This is a genomic window from Chryseobacterium herbae (genome assembly GCF_025154075.1).
GTDB classification, from domain to species: Bacteria; Bacteroidota; Bacteroidia; order Flavobacteriales; family Weeksellaceae; genus Chryseobacterium; species Chryseobacterium herbae.
The window spans coordinates 56,926-74,349 of the sequence record NZ_JAOAMU010000003.1; the positions used below are offsets into that span (position 1 = coordinate 56,926).

Consider the following 17,424-nt stretch of genomic DNA (forward strand, 5'->3'; position numbering starts at 1 on the left):
ACTTTAAATTAAAAATACAAAAAAACCTCAAAGAAAATTCCTTGAGGTTTAATTTATATAAGCAAATCCAGGTTGGATTACATATTTCTTCTGTATTTACCACCCACTTCAAACAAAGCATTGGTGATCTGTCCAAGAGAACAGTATTTCACGGCATCCATCATCACTGCAAATAAGTTCTGTTGGTTGATAGCTGCATACTGTAACTTTCCAAGGGCTTCCTCAGATTTGTCCTCATTCGATTTCTGGAAATTATGAAGCGTTTCGATCTGAACCTGCTTTTCCTCTTCTGTAGAACGGATAACTTCTCCCGGACGAACCGTTGGCGAGCCATCTTTTCCAAGGAAAGTATTCACTCCGATGATCGGATATTCTCCCGTATGCTTCAGCCATTCGTAATGCATAGATTCTTCCTGGATCTTAGAACGCTGATACATCGTTTCCATAGCTCCAAGAACACCGCCTCTTTCCGTAATTCTGTCGAATTCTGTATAAACCGCTTCCTCTACAAGATCCGTTAATTCTTCAATAATGAATGACCCCTGTAATGGATTTTCGTTTTTAGCTAAACCTAATTCTTTATTGATAATCAGCTGGATAGCCATTGCTCTTCTTACAGATTGCTCAGTTGGCGTTGTAATCGCCTCATCATATGCATTGGTGTGAAGAGAGTTACAGTTATCATAGATAGCATAAAGCGCCTGTAGCGTCGTTCTGATATCGTTGAAATCAATTTCCTGTGCGTGAAGAGAACGTCCTGAAGTCTGGATGTGGTATTTCAGCATCTGGCTTCTTTCGTCTGCTCCGTATTTTATTTTCATAGCCTTAGCCCAGATTCTTCTTGCTACACGCCCGATCACTGAATATTCAGGGTCGATACCGTTGGAGAAGAAGAAAGATAAGTTTGGTGCAAAATCATTGATGTCCATGCCACGGCTTAAGTAATATTCCACATACGTGAAACCGTTCGCCAGTGTAAAGGCTAGCTGGGAAACAGGATTCGCACCCGCTTCAGCAATGTGATATCCTGAAATGGATACGGAATAGAAGTTTCTTACTTTTTCAGTAATGAAGAACTCCTGAACGTCACCCATTAATCTTAAAGCAAATTCAGTAGAGAAAATACAGGTATTCTGAGCCTGATCTTCTTTTAAAATATCGGCCTGAACCGTACCACGAACCGTTGCAATGGTTTTAGCTTTAATTTCAGCGTAAGCCTCAGCCGGGATCACTTCATCTCCTGTGATTCCCAATAGTTTTAAACCTAAACCATTATTGGAAGGAGGAAGTTCACCGTTGTATTTCGGTCTTTCCAAACCTCTGTTGTCAAATTTAGCTTTTAAAACAGCTTCAACCTTAGCTTCAAGTTTATGTTCAGCGATATATTTTTCAACATTCTGATCAATCGCAGCATTCATAAAGAAAGCCAGTAACATTGGAGCAGGACCATTGATCGTCATGGAAACCGAAGTCATCGCATTAACCAGATCAAATCCTGAGTATAGTTTTTTAGCATCATCCAGCGTTGCAATAGAAACTCCCGCATTTCCAATCTTACCGTAAATATCCGGTGGTAATGCTGGATCCTGACCATATAAAGTTACAGAGTCAAATGCTGTTGACAAACGCTTGGCATCCATTTCTGCAGAAACATAGTGGAATCTTCTGTTGGTTCTTTCCGGACCTCCTTCCCCTGCAAACATCCTTGTCGGATCTTCACCGGTTCTTTTAAACGGATAAATTCCGGCCGTGTAGGGGAATCCTCCAGGTAAATTTTCCTGGCCTTTCCATTTGATCAGATCACCCCAATCTGTATATTTTGGTAATGAAATTTTTGGAATTCTTAAGTGGGATAAAGATTCGGTAGAAGTTTCTACCTTGATTTCTTTTCCACGTACAAAATAAGAATAAAACTCTTCGTGGAACGCTTTTTTCGTATCGTCCCAGGTTCTTAGGAAGTCAATGTTTTCCTGCTGAAGGTCTTTTTCTGCTTTTTGGTATTCGGCGTCCAGTGTTTCATTGGATAAGAAACTTTTTACGCCTTCTATATGATACATTTTTCTGGCAAGCTCAGCCTGCTTTTCAACGTTAGCATCGTAAATTCTGTTGTTTTCAACAATTTCAGACAGATAACGGACTCTTTTTGGAGGAATGATCGTTACTTCGTCCGTAATTTCCTGCTCCACGAAACCCTGAAGATTTAAATCTGAGAATTTTTCATTTACTTTTTCAACAAGTCTGTTGTAAAGTTCAGTCGTCCCGTGATCATTAAACTGTGATGCCTTTGTAGCATACACCGGCATATCATCCAATGGACTTTCCCACAGTAAGTGGTTTCTCTGGAACTGTTTTCTTACGGCCTGAAGCGCATCAAGAGCACCTCGTTTATCAGATTTATTTAAGGCCACAAGATCTGCATAATCTAGCATGTCGATCTTTTCAAGCTGTGTAGAAGCACCATATTCAGGCGTCATTACATACATTGAAACATCAGCGAAATCTGAAACTTCCGAACCGGATTGCCCGATACCGGATGTTTCAAGAATAATAACGTCAGGAGTAGCCAGCTTTAGTACATTCAATGCAGAATGGATGAAAGGCGAAACGGAAACGTTATTTTCTCTTGTTGCCATAGAACGCATATAAACTCTCGGATCATTGATCGCGTTCATACGGATTCTGTCTCCTAAAAGGGCACCTCCCGTTTTCTTTTTGGAAGGGTCAATAGAAATAATAGCAATTTTTTTATCAGGATTTGAACGGATAAAACGTCTTACCAATTCGTCAGTAAGAGAGGATTTTCCGGCTCCACCTGTACCTGTGATCCCGATAATAGGAATATTTAAGTCTTTTGATTTTTCGTCAATAGCCTTTACCAGTTCAGGTTTTTCATCTGAAAAGTTTTCTACGGCTGAAATAATTTTAGCAATGCTTGTGGAATTTTCAAAATCTATTAAATCCAAATCAGCGGCTGTGATATCTTTTCCTGTTGCGAAATCCGATCTTTTTACCAGATCATCGATCATTCCCTGTAAACCAAGCTCACGGCCGTCATCCGGAGAATAAATTCTGTCGATTCCGTATGCCATGATGTCTTCAATTTCTTCAGGCAGAATAACACCGCCTCCGCCTCCGAAGATCTTGATTTGTGGGGAGTTTTTCTCTCTTAAAAGGTCGTAGATATATTTAAAATATTCGTTGTGACCTCCCTGGTATGAGGTCAGGGCAATAGCGTTGGCATCTTCCTGGATCGCTGTGTTCACCACTTCCTCTGCTGATTTATCGTGGCCAAGGTGGATCACTTCACATCCTGTTCCCTGGATCACGCGTCGCATGATATTAATCGCAGCATCGTGTCCGTCAAATAATGACGCCGCAGTTACGATTCTCACTTTATTGGTTGGAGTATATTTTTGGGTTTCCATATAAAAACTAGAAAATTTCTGAATTTTCAAATATAATAATAAAATAAGAACCTTTTGGTTTTGTTTAATGGTTTGATTTTAAGATCGTTGATTGTTGATGTGAGATTGCTTTTTTACCTGCTTACCAATCATTCGTTTAAAAGTGGTCAGTAAATTCTTTATTTTTGCATCATTATCTATAGAATATGAAAAAGGCTTTGATGTATTTTGCGTTGGGAACGGTTCTTAGTTTCCTGATCAATTATTTTTTTTACAGTTCTGAAAATATAGGTCTTGATATCTATTATGCGTTAGCCTTTGGGATTGCATGGGGAATTGCTTATTATCTGGATACACCTAGTTTCACGTTGCCCCAGAAGTTAGGTATTTCTTTTGCGGTCATGGGAGTTTTGGTGCTGGTAGGAGCCGGTTTATTCAGTCTGGAGCTGGCAGTTCCTTCCATACTTAAATTTTCAACGGTGTTTGTAGCCTATTATATGATAGCAAGCTTCAGAGCAAGCAAGTCATTAAGAAAATAAAAAAAATGAGGCTATCTAAAAAGAACAGCCTCATTGTATATTTAGTGAATCATCATGAAGCTTACCAGAGCAAGACCTACAATCAAAAATGTAAATGCAAAGAAATTGATGGTAAATAATAGTACCCCAATTATAAAGCTTACCACTCCGTGTGCATGATAAACCCGGCGGTGAGCGATGAAGAAATAGGCTATACTGTATAGAATCAGAAATGTTATTATTAAATATAGAAGCGTATTAATAGCCCCAACATTGACAATATTCGTTAAATTCACTAATAAGAAAACAAAAAGAATATTGAGCAAAAGGAAGGAGAAATAATGCAGGGTAAAAATTCCGTGATCGAAATACCACCATTTTTTCTTATTGTGAAAAATCCATAAAAAGAAGGCAAATAAGGGCAGATAAATGAAAAGAGCCTTCGGTAAATTATGGAAAGACTTTTCAAGTAGATTTTTCAAAATCTCTGCTTTTGTTACCCCACTTTCCTTGAGTTCATAAAATTTATGGGCCACTGGTATTTGGATGAAATCTAAAAATGATGGGTTTTTAGCCACCGCCGAATCATAAGATTTTCTTGTTTTATACCCATTATAAGTAATATCAGTATCTATTTTCTTATCCATTTTCAAAGCTTTCTTGAGACCGCCTGTTTTAGATGAATCCGAAAGTGCACTCAGGGCATTGATAGACACGGAGTCTTCTCTTGTCAGAATGGGTTTGGTTTTGATGCTGTCGATTATTTTTTTTACCTCAGAAGATTTCATCTTATCAAAAAAATGTGTTTCCGATGGACTTTTGTCGTCTTTTTCATCATCAAGATTGACGTTTGCCATAGGGAAAAGAGCAAATGAGAAAAAGGTAATAAAACTGACGAAAATATATAGTTTTACCGGAGGTACATATTTTTGCCTTTTGCCTTCCAGATAAATACAGGTCAGTGCTCCCGGTTTAATCAGCAGATTTTTTAAGGTACCCCAAAACTGTCCGTCATAATGCGTGAAGTCTTCAATAAAGTGTGTGAACAGGAAGTAAAAGGGATGGCGGCTTTCAATGTTCTCCTGTCCGCAGTTTGGGCAGAATCTTTCTTCGACCTGGTGCCCGCAGTTCAGGCATGTTTTATCTTCTCTGATTTTTCCGTGGCTCATGGATGATTAAGAATATGGTTTGGTCGCAAATATAAATAATTCGCGATATAAAATAATCACATTAGTAAGCTTTTGCGGAAATGTTTAAAGTAAAATTAATAAAGAAAGAGCCGAGGGACAAAACTCTTTACTTTATCAGGTGTGTTTTTAGAATCTTCGAAATATTTTTTTTCAACGGTCATTCATTTTACAAGTTCTGTGCCAAAAAGAAAATAGTTGTTAAAATCTATTAAAGCAACCTTAAAATCCAGAGGTGATATAGATTAAATAAAATATGTTTTCGGGTTACGAAAATTATTTGTACCTTTGCACACCCTTTTAGGGGAAAATTATGTTTAATCTTTAACTAAAACGTGTGAATACATTAAGTTACAAAACTGTTTCAGCGAACAAAGCTACTGCTAATAAAGAATGGGTTGTGGTAGACGCTGAAGGACAGCCGTTAGGAAGACTAGCTTCTACGGTTGCAAAGATTTTGAGAGGTAAGCACAAAACGAACTTTACACCTCACGTAGATTGTGGTGATAACGTTATCGTTTTGAATGCTGGGAAAATTACGCTTTCCGGAAATAAGTGGGCTGATAAGACTTACATCTGGCATACAGGTTACCCTGGTGGACAGAAGTCTATGACAGCGGCTGAACTTCAGAAGAAAGATTCTTTAAAAGTATTAGAGAAGTCTGTAAAAGGTATGTTACCTAAAAACAGATTAGGATCTGCTTTATTGAAGAACCTTTATCTATATGAAGGAACTGAGCACAAACATGAAGCTCAACAGCCGAAAACAATTAATGTTAACGAATTTAAATAATTAATTATGTCTATAGTTCACAAAATCGGAAGAAGAAAAACTTCTGTAGCTAGAGTTTATGTAAAACCAGGTTCTGGTGTGATTACAGTAAACGGTAAAGATGCTGCAACTTATTTCTCTACAGACGTGATGGTTTATAAATTAAACCAACCGTTCATCCTTTCTGAGACTGTTGGTCAGTATGACGTTACCGTAAATGTTTTCGGTGGTGGTAATACAGGTCAGGCAGAGGCTATCAGATTAGGTATTTCAAGAGCTTTATGCGAGATCAACGCTGAGTTCAGATTAGCATTGAAGCCTGCTGGTTTACTTACAAGAGACGCAAGAATGGTGGAAAGAAAGAAGCCAGGTCAGAAAAAAGCAAGAAAGAGATTCCAATTCTCAAAACGTTAAGATTTCTTGTGGGCGAATGGCTTATGGCTGTTGGCTACAGAAATGTATTAAATTTTTTTTAAACTTAATCTCGGCGAAAAGCCAATTGCCACAAGCAAACAGCAAACCGCCAATTGCCCGTTACGTTTAGCATCCAAACACTTCTCCCATCTAAAGAAGTTGTTGATTGTTTAAGAAACGGAAAGTAAACTAACAAAAACAGAAAACATGGCAAAAGCAAATGTAAAAGACCTTTTAGAGGCTGGCGTACACTTCGGTCACATGACCAGAAAGTGGAATCCAAATATGGCTCCATACATTTTTATGGAGAAAAACGGTATTCACATTGTAGACTTACATAAAACAGCAGTTAAATTAGATGAAGCTTGTAGTGCTTTAGAAAAATTAACTTCTGCAGGTAAAAAAGTTCTTTTCGTAGCTACTAAAAAGCAAGCGAAAGAGGTAGTTGCAAAACATGCTGCTGAACTTAATATGCCTTATATTACAGAAAGATGGCCTGGAGGTATGTTAACGAACTTCGTTACAATCAGAAAGGCTGTAAAGAAAATGAACCATATCGACAAAATGAAAAAAGACGGTACGTTCGAAACTTTATCTAAAAAAGAAAGATTACAGGTAGACAGACAAAGAGCTAACTTAGAGAAAAACTTAGGTTCTATCTCTGACATGGTTCGTCTTCCTTCTGCAATCTTCGTTGTAGATATTATGAGAGAACACATCGCTGTAACTGAAGCTAAGAAATTAGGTATTCCAGTTTTCGGTATTGTTGATACAAACTCTGATCCAAGAAAAGTAGATTTCGTTATCCCAGGAAACGATGATGCTTCTAAGTCTATTGATATGATCTTAAACATTGTTTCTGATTCTATCAAAGAAGGTCAGTCTCAAAGAAAAGCTGATAAAGAAAAATCTAAAGAAGAAGGAGAAAAAGTATCTGCTGAAACAGATGCTGATTTCGATGCTGAATAATTAAAGATTTTCTTTAATATAATAAACGCCGTGAAGTTTTTACTTTACGGCGTTTAATTTTAGGAATAATGGCAGGATCTATTTTTCCTCTTCCCCTGTTAAAGGAAATGGATTATTCATGGCTTTTTCTCTGATTGCAGAGAGTATTTCAGATGCATCTTGCTGATTATTCAGGGATGAAGTATCGCCATCTCCAGCACTGATTTCTATAAGTTTTAAAACATTGTCATGCTCCAGGTATCCAAGGAACATATGATATAAACTTGGAATGGTTACTATAAAGAATCTGGCGTTTACATCTTCTGACTGTTTCATTAGGGAAACGGCTTCTTTAATTAATATAGAGTCTCCGATACTCTTCACTTCCCATTCTTCATTTTTATTCTGTTGAATAGTAATGGCAGATACTACCTCATTCTCATGAATCACCGGATACATTCTTTCGTTAAGATCAATCAGAATGCTGAAAGGGGAATCATTTTTATTAAAAGCCAATAAGCTGTCATGTCTGATGAAATAGACTTTTAAATAATTTGAGTCTGCTTGAATAGCATCAGAATGACTTGCCATTTTTTCTAACCCCATTTTTCTGTAATTTTTGTCATTGACGAGATGAAAAAACCTGTTCAATCCATCGTTGACAGCTTCAATAGGGCTGCTGAAAGTATGCGATTTGATATTTGGATTCTTATCATTCATAGACTTATAACTTTTAACGGTTGTATTTTTAGAAATATTATAATAATCTCGCCAATGCGTATAATTAGACCCCTGAACATAAGCATTGTAAGATAGCCATTTAAAAGTACCAATGTTTGGCGGCCATGGATCATTAATGGAAACCATTTCGGAAAGTAGTGAATATCCTGTGGCTACCTGCATGTGCCCACCACCACCGGTCCATCCCCAAGAGAAAGCAACCGGCATATTTGAATCGAACTGATTTTGAAGCTCATCAAAATAGAGGGCATCTCCCCATAAGGTCGTTATACTGCTAAATCCCCAGTTTTCAAAATCTGGCCAGCCACCCTGAATACAGTTAGCTGGAGTAGGGGTGATGCAGCAATTACTCAGACCAAAGCGGTAATTGGCCTGCTCACATTGGCTGATATTTGAGCCCAGATACTCCATGACCATCTGGCCGCTGGCTGCCCAACACCAATTGTTAGTTTGTTGCCCTATGATATTGACATCCAGTACAACGGTTTGATCTGTTGCGGCAAGAAATCCATTGGTGCCAAGATAAAGCTGATAGTTGTTACTGGCAATTCTTACTTCGTGATTGCCTAATCCGGGTAGACCATAGACAATCATAATATTGCCGCTGTTACCGGATAACTGATAGGCATATCCATTGGAACCGGCGAAAATTACATCTCCTTCAGATTGTACAGAGACGATATTAAAAGCACAATTCGGAAGAGAAGTATTGAGATTGAAAGCTGTGTTTCCAAAACTATTCAGCGTAACCAATACAACAAAACCGTTGGTTCCTGCAATCAGATAAGTATTATTGAGCGCCAGACGGATTTCATTATTACCCATTCCCGGAAGATTATTGCTGGCGATAAGATTACCGCTCAAATTAAATTGATAAACATATCCGTTTGAACCTGCGTAAATGTAATTGGGATCGGACAGTACAGAAACTTTACTATATCCGCTTCCGGTAAGGGAAATATTAATATTGTAATCCGTATTGTCAAAATCTGTAATTAATACCAATACAATGTATCCGTTTATTCCTGCTACAAGATAGGTATCAGTGGTGGCCAGTCGCACTTCATTGTTGCCTTTTCCAGGAAGGGTATTGGTGGCAAGGAGTTCTCCTGTGGTGTTCAATTGGTAGGCGTATCCATTTGAGCCTGCAAAAATATAGCTGCCGCTCACTATCACGGAAACTATATTGTAGCCACATCCGGGAAGTGAAACATTGATATTGGAGCTCGTGTTGGCAAAATCTGAAAGTGAGATGAGTACCACGTATCCGTTGGTTCCCACTACAAGATAATTGTCTGTAATGTCCATTCTGATTTCTCCCTGACCTCTTCCCGGTAGATTGTTGGTGTTCAGGATGTTCCCATTCATATCCATTTGATAGACGTATCCATTAGAGCCTGCATAGATATAGCCATTGCCGATCAATACAGAAACAACATCGTTTCCGCATCCAGGGAGAGACTTGTTCCATAAATATTGCTCAGGAGAACTTGAACTGTCTGTTACAGATAATTCTTCATTCGTTTTGATAATTAACTTGTTAGAATCTGTTTCGGGTAATGGTTTTAACACCATTTTTTCCGCTTTTCTCCGGTCTTGTTTTTTTTCAATTTGTTTCATGATTAATTTAGTTTTTTGATTAATTTAGTTTTTTGATGATTATTGGTATTAGTTTTTTTAAATATTTTTCACTGAAAATGATTTATTATTTTCATTTTGAGATTATTAAAATTATAGATATTTCTCTATATAATGATATAATTTATAGTAATATTTAATTATTTCAAATTGAATATGAGTGTGTTGTGTGTTTTTTTAACGATAGAATTTCAGATGGTGAAGCTAAAAGGTGTTTTCCTGGAATAATGAAAAAAAAAAATAAATGCTTTATTTTTTTATATTGTTCAGTAAAGAGTTGATGTTAAGGACAAAAAAAACGCCGTACTTAAGCACGGCGTTTTTTCTTTGGATATTTTTTATTTTTTGCAATTCAATGATGAAATTGCTAGTTTGATAATTTCACAGAATAAGAAGTTGAAATGAATTTCGTGGACTGGTAAGAAGAATTACAAAGCATACCGGACAGTCTGTAATTCTGGTTTTTAGGAACCATCGTATAACCCACTTTACCGGAGGCGATCGGAATCTTTTTGAAAAAACCGTTGCTGCTTACAGTAAGAACCATATTGCATCGTGACTGATTTTCTACAGAAATCGACGTTTTGGGATTAGAAGGAGAATCAGCGTTGAGAAGATCATTTAAAACATCTGCCGTTTCAGGTTTGTACGTTTTAATAAGTTCCGAATATTCCCTTTCTGTACTGGCTGTACTGCTTCCTGAACCCGTAGGATAGGTAGTTCTCGTAGGATAGCTTCCGTAGTTTGCACTACAGCTGATAAGGATAAGTGAAATGCCGGAGAAAACAAACAGCTTTTTCATACAGTTATGATCTTTTCTTTTTTATGGATTTTTCCCGTTTCACTTTTTTCTCATCTTCTGCCAGATTTTTAGCGGGTTCAGATTTCAGGGCGCCGGGATTTTCAATCACTAAAAATATACTTTTTTTTATATCTTTTGCAGAGGTGTACCTGATATCACAAACATTGCTGTTCAGGGTATAAGAACCTTTATTAAGAACAATGAAATTTTCTCCGTGTGCAGGAACAGCGAGATTGTAGAACGTTTTTCCTTCAATTCTCAGTATGATATTGCAATCCGAATTATTTCTGAACAGAAGTACAGCCTCTTTACGGGTAATATCTTCATCGAACATGGCGTTCAGAAGTTGTACGGTTTTTTCTTTATGCTGGTCAGAGGTTTCTGTAATCAGTTTTTTAAATTCTTCCGCATCTTCAGAATTGGAATTTCTCATGAATCTGTTGGGAATGTCCGTCATTACAGGTCTGGCTTCCATAGGTTTGGCCTTCGCTGCACCTTTCGTCCATTCAGCGTTCTTCAGAGCAATAAGTTTCGGTTTCAGCACACTCCGTTTAGGATCTTCGGGATGTGCGTTTTTTAAGTACTCTTCAATGTCCCGGATATTTGTGCTTTTAAGGATGTCTTTGCTGTTTTTCTGCGCAGAAACAAAACCCGTGGCCAGGAAAATGAGTAGGAGGGTCATTAAGTTTTTTTTCATCAATGTGTTTGGTTAATTCATCAGCTTATCCGGAATTTAATATACGTTATCGTTTTTCCTTTTGCTGAGAAAAGTTCTTCATAATAGGTTTTTATATCTCTTAAATGTTCGGTACCCGGATCATATTCAGCAGCACCATAGATGTCATGGTGAGCACTGATGATTTCATGTCCTGCCCCTTGAAGATATCCTAAAGTATAGCCGTGCAGAAACTCCGAATCTGTTTTTAAGTGAACGATTCCACCCGGTTTCAGAAATTTTTTGTATCGTTCTAGAAAGTCAGGATGGGTAAGTCTGTGCTTTGTACGTCTGTATTTGATCTGAGGATCCGGGAACGTGATCCAGATTTCGTCAACTTCATTTTCAGCAAAAAAATGATCTACCAGCTCGATCTGTGTTCTCAGAAACGCTACATTATTCATACCGCTTTCCACAGCTTCTTTAGCTCCGAACCAGAATCTAGCCCCTTTGATATCGATCCCGATGAAGTTTTTTTCAGGAAATGTTTTTGCAAGTCCTACAGAATATTCTCCTTTTCCGCAGCCCAGCTCCAGGACAATAGGATTGTCGTTCTTGAAGAATTCTTTTCTCCATGTTCCTTTAAGTGGAGAACCTTTCAGCGCATCTTCTCTGGTTGGTTGGATAACGTTCGGTAATATCTTGTTTTCTGCGAATCTTGCTAGTTTATTTTTGCCCATCGAGTCATTTATAAAATCCCGCAAAAATAGCAAATTTTGAATAGATTACCTTGTCTTTTAAATATAAAAAACATGTCCTGAGTATATTTATAGTGGGTTTAAGGGGCCGCCGAACTACCCAATGCCACCATGATCGCTTTCTGAATTGTTTTTTGGGAAGCGTATTGTGCACCGCAGACAAGGCTGGTAAAGAGATACTGGCCTTTATCTATGACAATTGAGCTCTCGTCATGAGCCGGAACCGCGAGCCTGTATTTGGTGGTTCCTACGCCTTCCATTCTTACGATGATATTACAGTCGGATTTATTCTGGATAAGAATAATACTTTCCTTACTGTTCGGATCGTTGTCGAATAACGAGTTTAGTATTTTTACCGTTTTGTTTTGATGTTCTACAGGATTGACGGCCATCAGCATGTTGAATTCTTCAGCTTCCGCATTCGGAATGGCTGTATTGGCGGCGGCATTAACGACAAATGTATTCTGGACAGTGCTTGGGGTATACACTACGTTAGATTTTTTAGCGGCAAGCTCTGCTTTATATTTTGCGATCTGTTTCTGTTTGATAATGGCATTCATCTCATCGAAGCTGATCTTTGTAGAAGGCCTTCTCTTCAGCAATGCAAGCATTTCCTGCATATCTTTTACTTTCTGATCAGCGGGGTGGGCGTCTTTAATATAAGCCGTCATCAGTTCCATGACACGGGGCTTCAGTACAGACCTTCGCGGATCATCGGGATGTGCATCTCTCAGGAAAGCATTAATCTCGTAGATGTTCTTGCTTTTTATAACATTGCTGTAATCTTTTCCCTTTTTCTGGGCAGACACACTAAAGCATAGAACAGAAACAAAAAGTAAAAGTAATTTTTTCATTGACAAATATTAAGTGAAAGTTTGGTGTGCTCTCTTAATTTGATTTGGTCAATTAGTTTTCTCAATAATAACGATGTTCTGTTGTTTTTATTTTAAACACTTAATTGTGATATGAAATTAAGCATAATTTTAAACAAAAAAGGAATGTATACCATAAATTTTGAATAGTACACATTCCTTTTTTATTATTGATATCAAAAAGCTATTTAATGACTTCCTGAAGATTCGAGGTTTTAAGCCTTTTCTGATAGATCGGCAGATATTTTTCAATCGGGATTTTGATCGCCTCAAAATTACCGGCCAGTACATAGGCTTCTATATTTTCTGAGGTATAAACGAACTGAAGAAAGTTATCCACAAGGTTTTCCGGAATCTTGAATCTTGCAAAATAATCTTTCCCAAGATAATTTTTGATCTGAGAGACAGAATTATTCATTCTTTCATAGGCCATATAACGCTGTTTTTTCTTTCTGTCCCCCGAGAGGATGTCATAAATACTCTCTAAGCTGAAAGTAAGCCCTCCGTCCCTTAATCCGGCTACAGGAAGTTCAGGAGAAGTACCATCCCCTTTCGGTTCAGGCAGGCCGATTACTTTTTTAAGAGCCAGGCCTTTATCCACTTTACGGATCGAATTCACATCATACCTAAGGTTTCCGGTAGGCTTGAAACGGGTCAGCACAATTTCCTGGATTTCATAATAGGCGATTTTTAATTCGATTAAATTTTTCTGCTGCATCATCTGGGGAGTAAGCTTCACATCTTTACGTTCGGTAACGATAGATGTAAAACGAACCACATCGCCAGGAGCAGCGGGTAAGTTATAAGTTCCGTTATAATCGGTAAGTACGGTTTTCTGAGTGTTCAGATTGGTGACATAAACCTGGTTAAGATATAAGATCGAATTGTCTCTTAAAAATACCTCTCCGGAATACATCTGTGCACTGAATTTTGCTAGAAAAACCAGCATCAAAAGGGTAATTAGCTTCTTCATATAATTAGGGCAAAATTACGTAGAAATACAGCAATTTATACCTATTAAGATAGTGATCTCAGGTTAAAGTTATATTAAACTTTAAGACTAAACTGTTAATGAATGTTATAAAGTGGTGTAAATAAAAAGGATAGGATGAGATTTTAACCAATATCGCGAAATTATTTCCCTTGAATTCTGAATGAAATATCTCCATTTTCCCAACATATCAAGGACCTTTAAAGACGAAATAAAAAATTATTTTGGACTGAAAGAACAATGATAATCCTACCATAAACTTCCATCATCCTGCTTCCATCCCTTAACCTCAGCCTTAGTCTCAACCTTAGCCTCCTATTTATGCTTCACCAGCAGCCAGCTTGAATATTTTACCGTAGTAGAAGTTCCAAACTCACTCCAGCTGATGAAATACCAGTAGGTAGCGGTAGGAACAGGTCTTCCGCCCATTCTTCCGTCCCATGTAAACCTGTTGTCCGGGGTTCCTCTGAAGATTTCAGCTCCATAGCGGTCGAATATTCTGAATTCCAGATTCGTCTGGCTCATCAGGGCAGAATAGTCTATCTGTTCATTATGCCCGTCGCCGTTTGGAGTGATGGTATTGATCAGATTGATGATAGCAAATGGTCTTGTAACTTCCTCGCATAGTTTAGAGTCGCGTACAAAGACTTTGTGGGGACCTCTCGGTACATTATTGAAAACATTTGAACTCTGCCAGCTTACTCCGTCAAGGGAATATTCGTAAGGAGGAGTACCGCCGCTTGCTCCAACTGTTACGGTCGTTCCATTGATCTCAAGAGAAGTGATCATTGGTGAAGGGGATTCACTCACTATAACGGTTTGCCTGTAAACACAGCCGTTAAAGGTAAGTTCTACCCAGTAGGTTCCCGCAGCTACATTCGAAATTGAAGGGGAAGTGGCTCCGGTGCTCCACAAATATTTTTCAAATCCCGGACCGGCATCTAATGTAGTCGTAGCTTTCGGGCAAATGACCTTGTCTGTTAAAATATCAGACTTCTTCGGTGTTTTAACTGTGATTCTGATGGATCCAACCTCAGGACATACTCCGTTTTTCTCGAATCGGATATAATACGTTTGGGTACCTGTAATATTCACGGCACCTGGTATCGGACTGGTGTCATTCTGAGCATCAGCTAAAGTTGTATGGAAGGTATACGTGACATTCGGGTCCAGGGTAAATTGAGGGATAAACTGGGCAAGATTGACCGCTTTTATTCCATCCAGATCATCGTCACAGATATTGGTAGCCGTTGATGTTGTTATTAGAGTAATTCTTGCCCCAATACTGAATTGTAAAGGTTTTACCACTGTAGCGCAGCCATCCGGAGATTCCACTCTGATGTAAATAGTTGTCGTGGCCGTGTAGCTCCAGCTGTTAGGAAGTGTATTGGCATTTCCGGCATTGGCATCAGCCAATGCAGCATAATATCTTACATTGGTAAAATAGGCCGGATTATTCAGAACAATACCTGTGACATTAGGTAATATGACGGTCACGGTTCCATCCAGATTATCATCACAGAAAATACCATTGTAATTATTCAGTATGATCGCAAGATTGTATAATGAGAGAGTGATCTGGGCAATACTTTTACAGCCCATACTGTTTTTTACCACGGCATAGACAATGGTACCGTCAGGAGCCGTATAAGCATTGGCTGTCGTGATAAGCGCTGCCGCGTTTTCTGTCTGGGCATCCAGAAGGGTAGGGTAATAGGTAATGGTTACCGGTGAATTATTCGTGACATTTGCGGTGGTAAGATTAAAGGTTCCCTGTCCGTTAATGTTACAGGCATGCAAAGTAACATTCATGACTGTAAGAGCAAGTATATTGACGGTGACGGTCACCGTTTCACAATCGGTGAAAATCGGATCATTTCCGCAAAATGTATAAGTAAAAGTATCTGTCCCTGTAGTTCCCGGTGTAGTAACGGTATAAGTAATGATGCCGGTGACAGGATCTATAGCTGCTGTACCCAAAGTAGGAGCAGTGACAATAGCCACTGTGGAAGGTACAGGGGTTTGTGGGGAGCTCGTGAATGTAGGTGTTATAGTCTGTGTACTACAGACATTATATGTTGAAGTACTTAGCTTTGTACAGTTCAGAACCTTAAACTGTTCTGTGACCAGCGGTGCGCAGCTTCCCATCGTTACTGAACAGGTATAAAATCCGGACTGTGTAGGAGTAATAGACGCTCCTGTAGCTCCCGGAATAAGGGTTCCGTTCACATACCACTGATACGTGTCATAAATGATTGGATCTACGGTTAGGACGATTCCCGGCACACAGGTTCCTCCTGATCTTAAGATAACAGGCTGAGTAGGAAATCCCGCAAAAAAACCGCCGTATCCTACAGCATCACTTCCCGCATTGATTCCTGCTGTGATCGCTTTATCTGAAACTACCGTGATGGTTCCTGTTACATTGGGAATGCCGTAAGTTACCCAGTTAGTGGTTCCTGTCATATTGAACGGACCGGTTGATGCTAGCGGAGTGGCTCCGTTTACAGAAACATTGGCCCCCCGTTGGGTAATGAGGTTCAGCTTTGTCGGAATATTAAGAATTCCGGATGGGTTAGCATTGGAGTGAACAAAATTCTCGTTAATAAAGCCTAGTTCATTGATCTGTTTCGGAAGATAGCAGTTCAGGGCCGGAATAAAATTGAAGCCGCCGGTTGCTACCTCACTTCCCGAAGCGGAATCTCCTGCGAGAACCTGGTAGACGTATGCATTTTTAGAGGTTCTTAAGTAAAGATTATAGTGGTTTCCTCCCTGGTTCATATATTTTGAATCAGGAATGATAAAATACTGACCCGCATTTATGGTAGTCAGAGGAGGAATTTCATCATTGACAAAGATCTGAGTATTGTCTTCGGTCGCAATAATGATGGCACCCTCCATATTGGTACCTATGCTTCCGTTTCCTTTCACAAGGGCAAACTCGGTTCCCAGCCTTTCCACCGGAACGGCCTGATCCATTAAAATGTCTGAGCTTGTAGGATTGTTTCCCGCGTACTGACCATTGAAGTTTCCGTTGGTCACGTTTACCGGTTTATTGGCTGTGATCTTAGCCCCGATAAACGGATCGGTGTTTCCGGGAGCTGAACCTATTCCGTCTATAATATAAGACTGACCTTTATTGAGGGTAAAGGTCATGGTAGGATTCGTGGCTCCTGTAGTTCCGTTTGAAAATTCTGCAGTAGGTTTATATCCACTTACAGTAACTGTTGTATTGTCTTCTGTAGCAAGAACGCTGGCCATAAAACTTAAGATAGAATTACTGACCGTAATGGGGGCGTTCGCAGCATAAAAGTTTTTTCCTGTGGAAGGTATTCCTTTCGAAGTAATGATTTCAGCGTGATTATAGACAGAGAATCTCAAATTGGCGTAAAAAGGAAATTCGGCCTTTAGATATAATCCTTTCGAAGTAGGTGTAAACAAATCCGCCTGATTGGTAGTGATGATATAATTTCTGAGTACATCAAATTTCTGGGGATTGTTTTTACTGATATTAACAGTGCCTATAAGCACATTGTTGTTATAAATATTTACCGGGAAAGATGTTGTTCTGTTGGTAGATAGGTATAATTTCTGATACGGATTCGGACTTCCGCTCCTGTCCATCATGGGAGCAAACCAATGTTCCCTGTCCAATTGGGCAAAGGTAAAGGTGAAAAAACAAAATATAAATAAAAAAGATAAAGTTTTCTTCATTCAGTGCGGG

At 38.8% G+C, this 17,424-nt stretch carries 13 protein-coding genes; 4 read left to right on the forward strand and 9 right to left on the reverse strand.

What is annotated here, in order from left to right; translation table 11 throughout:
- Positions 1–77: 77 nt before the first annotated feature.
- Positions 78–3,425 (reverse strand): methylmalonyl-CoA mutase family protein, encoded by a 3,348-nt coding sequence (locus tag N0B48_RS10345; RefSeq protein ID WP_259838732.1) that lies wholly within the window; start codon positions 3,423–3,425, stop codon positions 78–80.
- Positions 3,426–3,610: 185 nt separating this feature from the next.
- On the opposite strand from N0B48_RS10345, the gene N0B48_RS10350 reads away from it, so the two are divergent.
- Positions 3,611–3,943 carry a hypothetical protein gene (locus N0B48_RS10350; protein ID WP_259838733.1) on the forward strand — a complete coding sequence of 111 codons (333 nt, stop codon included), beginning with the start codon at positions 3,611–3,613 and terminating at the stop codon, positions 3,941–3,943.
- 41 nt (positions 3,944–3,984) lie between these two features.
- On the opposite strand, the gene N0B48_RS10355 is transcribed toward N0B48_RS10350, so the two are convergent.
- Positions 3,985–5,091, reverse strand: a complete 1,107-nt coding sequence (locus N0B48_RS10355; protein WP_259838734.1) for a DUF3667 domain-containing protein — start codon at positions 5,089–5,091, stop codon at positions 3,985–3,987.
- A gap of 355 nt (positions 5,092–5,446) precedes the next feature.
- Between N0B48_RS10355 and rplM the strand changes: the two genes are divergently transcribed.
- The 3 genes from rplM to rpsB all read left to right on the forward strand — a co-directional run bounded on the left by rplM (position 5,447) and on the right by rpsB (position 7,264).
- Complete coding sequence (gene rplM, locus N0B48_RS10360; protein ID WP_034706094.1) at positions 5,447–5,902, forward strand: 50S ribosomal protein L13; 456 nt, start codon at positions 5,447–5,449, stop codon at positions 5,900–5,902.
- Positions 5,903–5,908: 6 nt separating this feature from the next.
- On the forward strand, positions 5,909–6,295 hold the full coding sequence (gene rpsI, locus N0B48_RS10365; protein ID WP_034706090.1) for a 30S ribosomal protein S9: 387 nt from the start codon (positions 5,909–5,911) through the stop codon (positions 6,293–6,295).
- 207 nt (positions 6,296–6,502) lie between these two features.
- Complete coding sequence (gene rpsB / locus N0B48_RS10370; protein ID WP_034723189.1) at positions 6,503–7,264, forward strand: 30S ribosomal protein S2; 762 nt, start codon at positions 6,503–6,505, stop codon at positions 7,262–7,264.
- Positions 7,265–7,342: 78 nt separating this feature from the next.
- On the opposite strand, the gene N0B48_RS10375 is transcribed toward rpsB, so the two are convergent.
- From N0B48_RS10375 to N0B48_RS10405, 7 genes are all read right to left on the reverse strand, one after another.
- On the reverse strand, positions 7,343–9,604 hold the full coding sequence (locus tag N0B48_RS10375) for a C39 family peptidase (protein ID WP_259838735.1): 2,262 nt from the start codon (positions 9,602–9,604) through the stop codon (positions 7,343–7,345).
- Between the two features lie 385 nt (positions 9,605–9,989).
- Positions 9,990–10,424, reverse strand: a complete 435-nt coding sequence (locus N0B48_RS10380) for a DUF6759 domain-containing protein (protein WP_259838736.1) — start codon at positions 10,422–10,424, stop codon at positions 9,990–9,992.
- A gap of 4 nt (positions 10,425–10,428) precedes the next feature.
- Positions 10,429–11,106: a DUF6759 domain-containing protein gene (locus tag N0B48_RS10385; protein ID WP_259838737.1), complete on the reverse strand. Its 678-nt coding sequence runs from the start codon at positions 11,104–11,106 to the stop codon at positions 10,429–10,431.
- 35 nt (positions 11,107–11,141) lie between these two features.
- A complete protein-coding gene (trmB, locus tag N0B48_RS10390) occupies positions 11,142–11,819 on the reverse strand; it encodes a tRNA (guanosine(46)-N7)-methyltransferase TrmB (protein WP_259838738.1) in 678 nt (225 codons plus the stop codon).
- 98 nt (positions 11,820–11,917) lie between these two features.
- The gene (locus tag N0B48_RS10395; RefSeq protein ID WP_259838739.1) at positions 11,918–12,691 is read right to left on the reverse strand and encodes a DUF6759 domain-containing protein; all 774 of its coding nucleotides are present in this window, start codon (positions 12,689–12,691) and stop codon (positions 11,918–11,920) included.
- Between the two features lie 202 nt (positions 12,692–12,893).
- Positions 12,894–13,682, reverse strand: a complete 789-nt coding sequence (locus N0B48_RS10400) for a hypothetical protein (protein ID WP_259838740.1) — start codon at positions 13,680–13,682, stop codon at positions 12,894–12,896.
- Positions 13,683–14,015: 333 nt separating this feature from the next.
- Positions 14,016–17,414, reverse strand: a complete 3,399-nt coding sequence (locus tag N0B48_RS10405) for an FIDD domain-containing protein (RefSeq protein ID WP_259838741.1) — start codon at positions 17,412–17,414, stop codon at positions 14,016–14,018.
- Positions 17,415–17,424 lie beyond the last annotated feature (10 nt).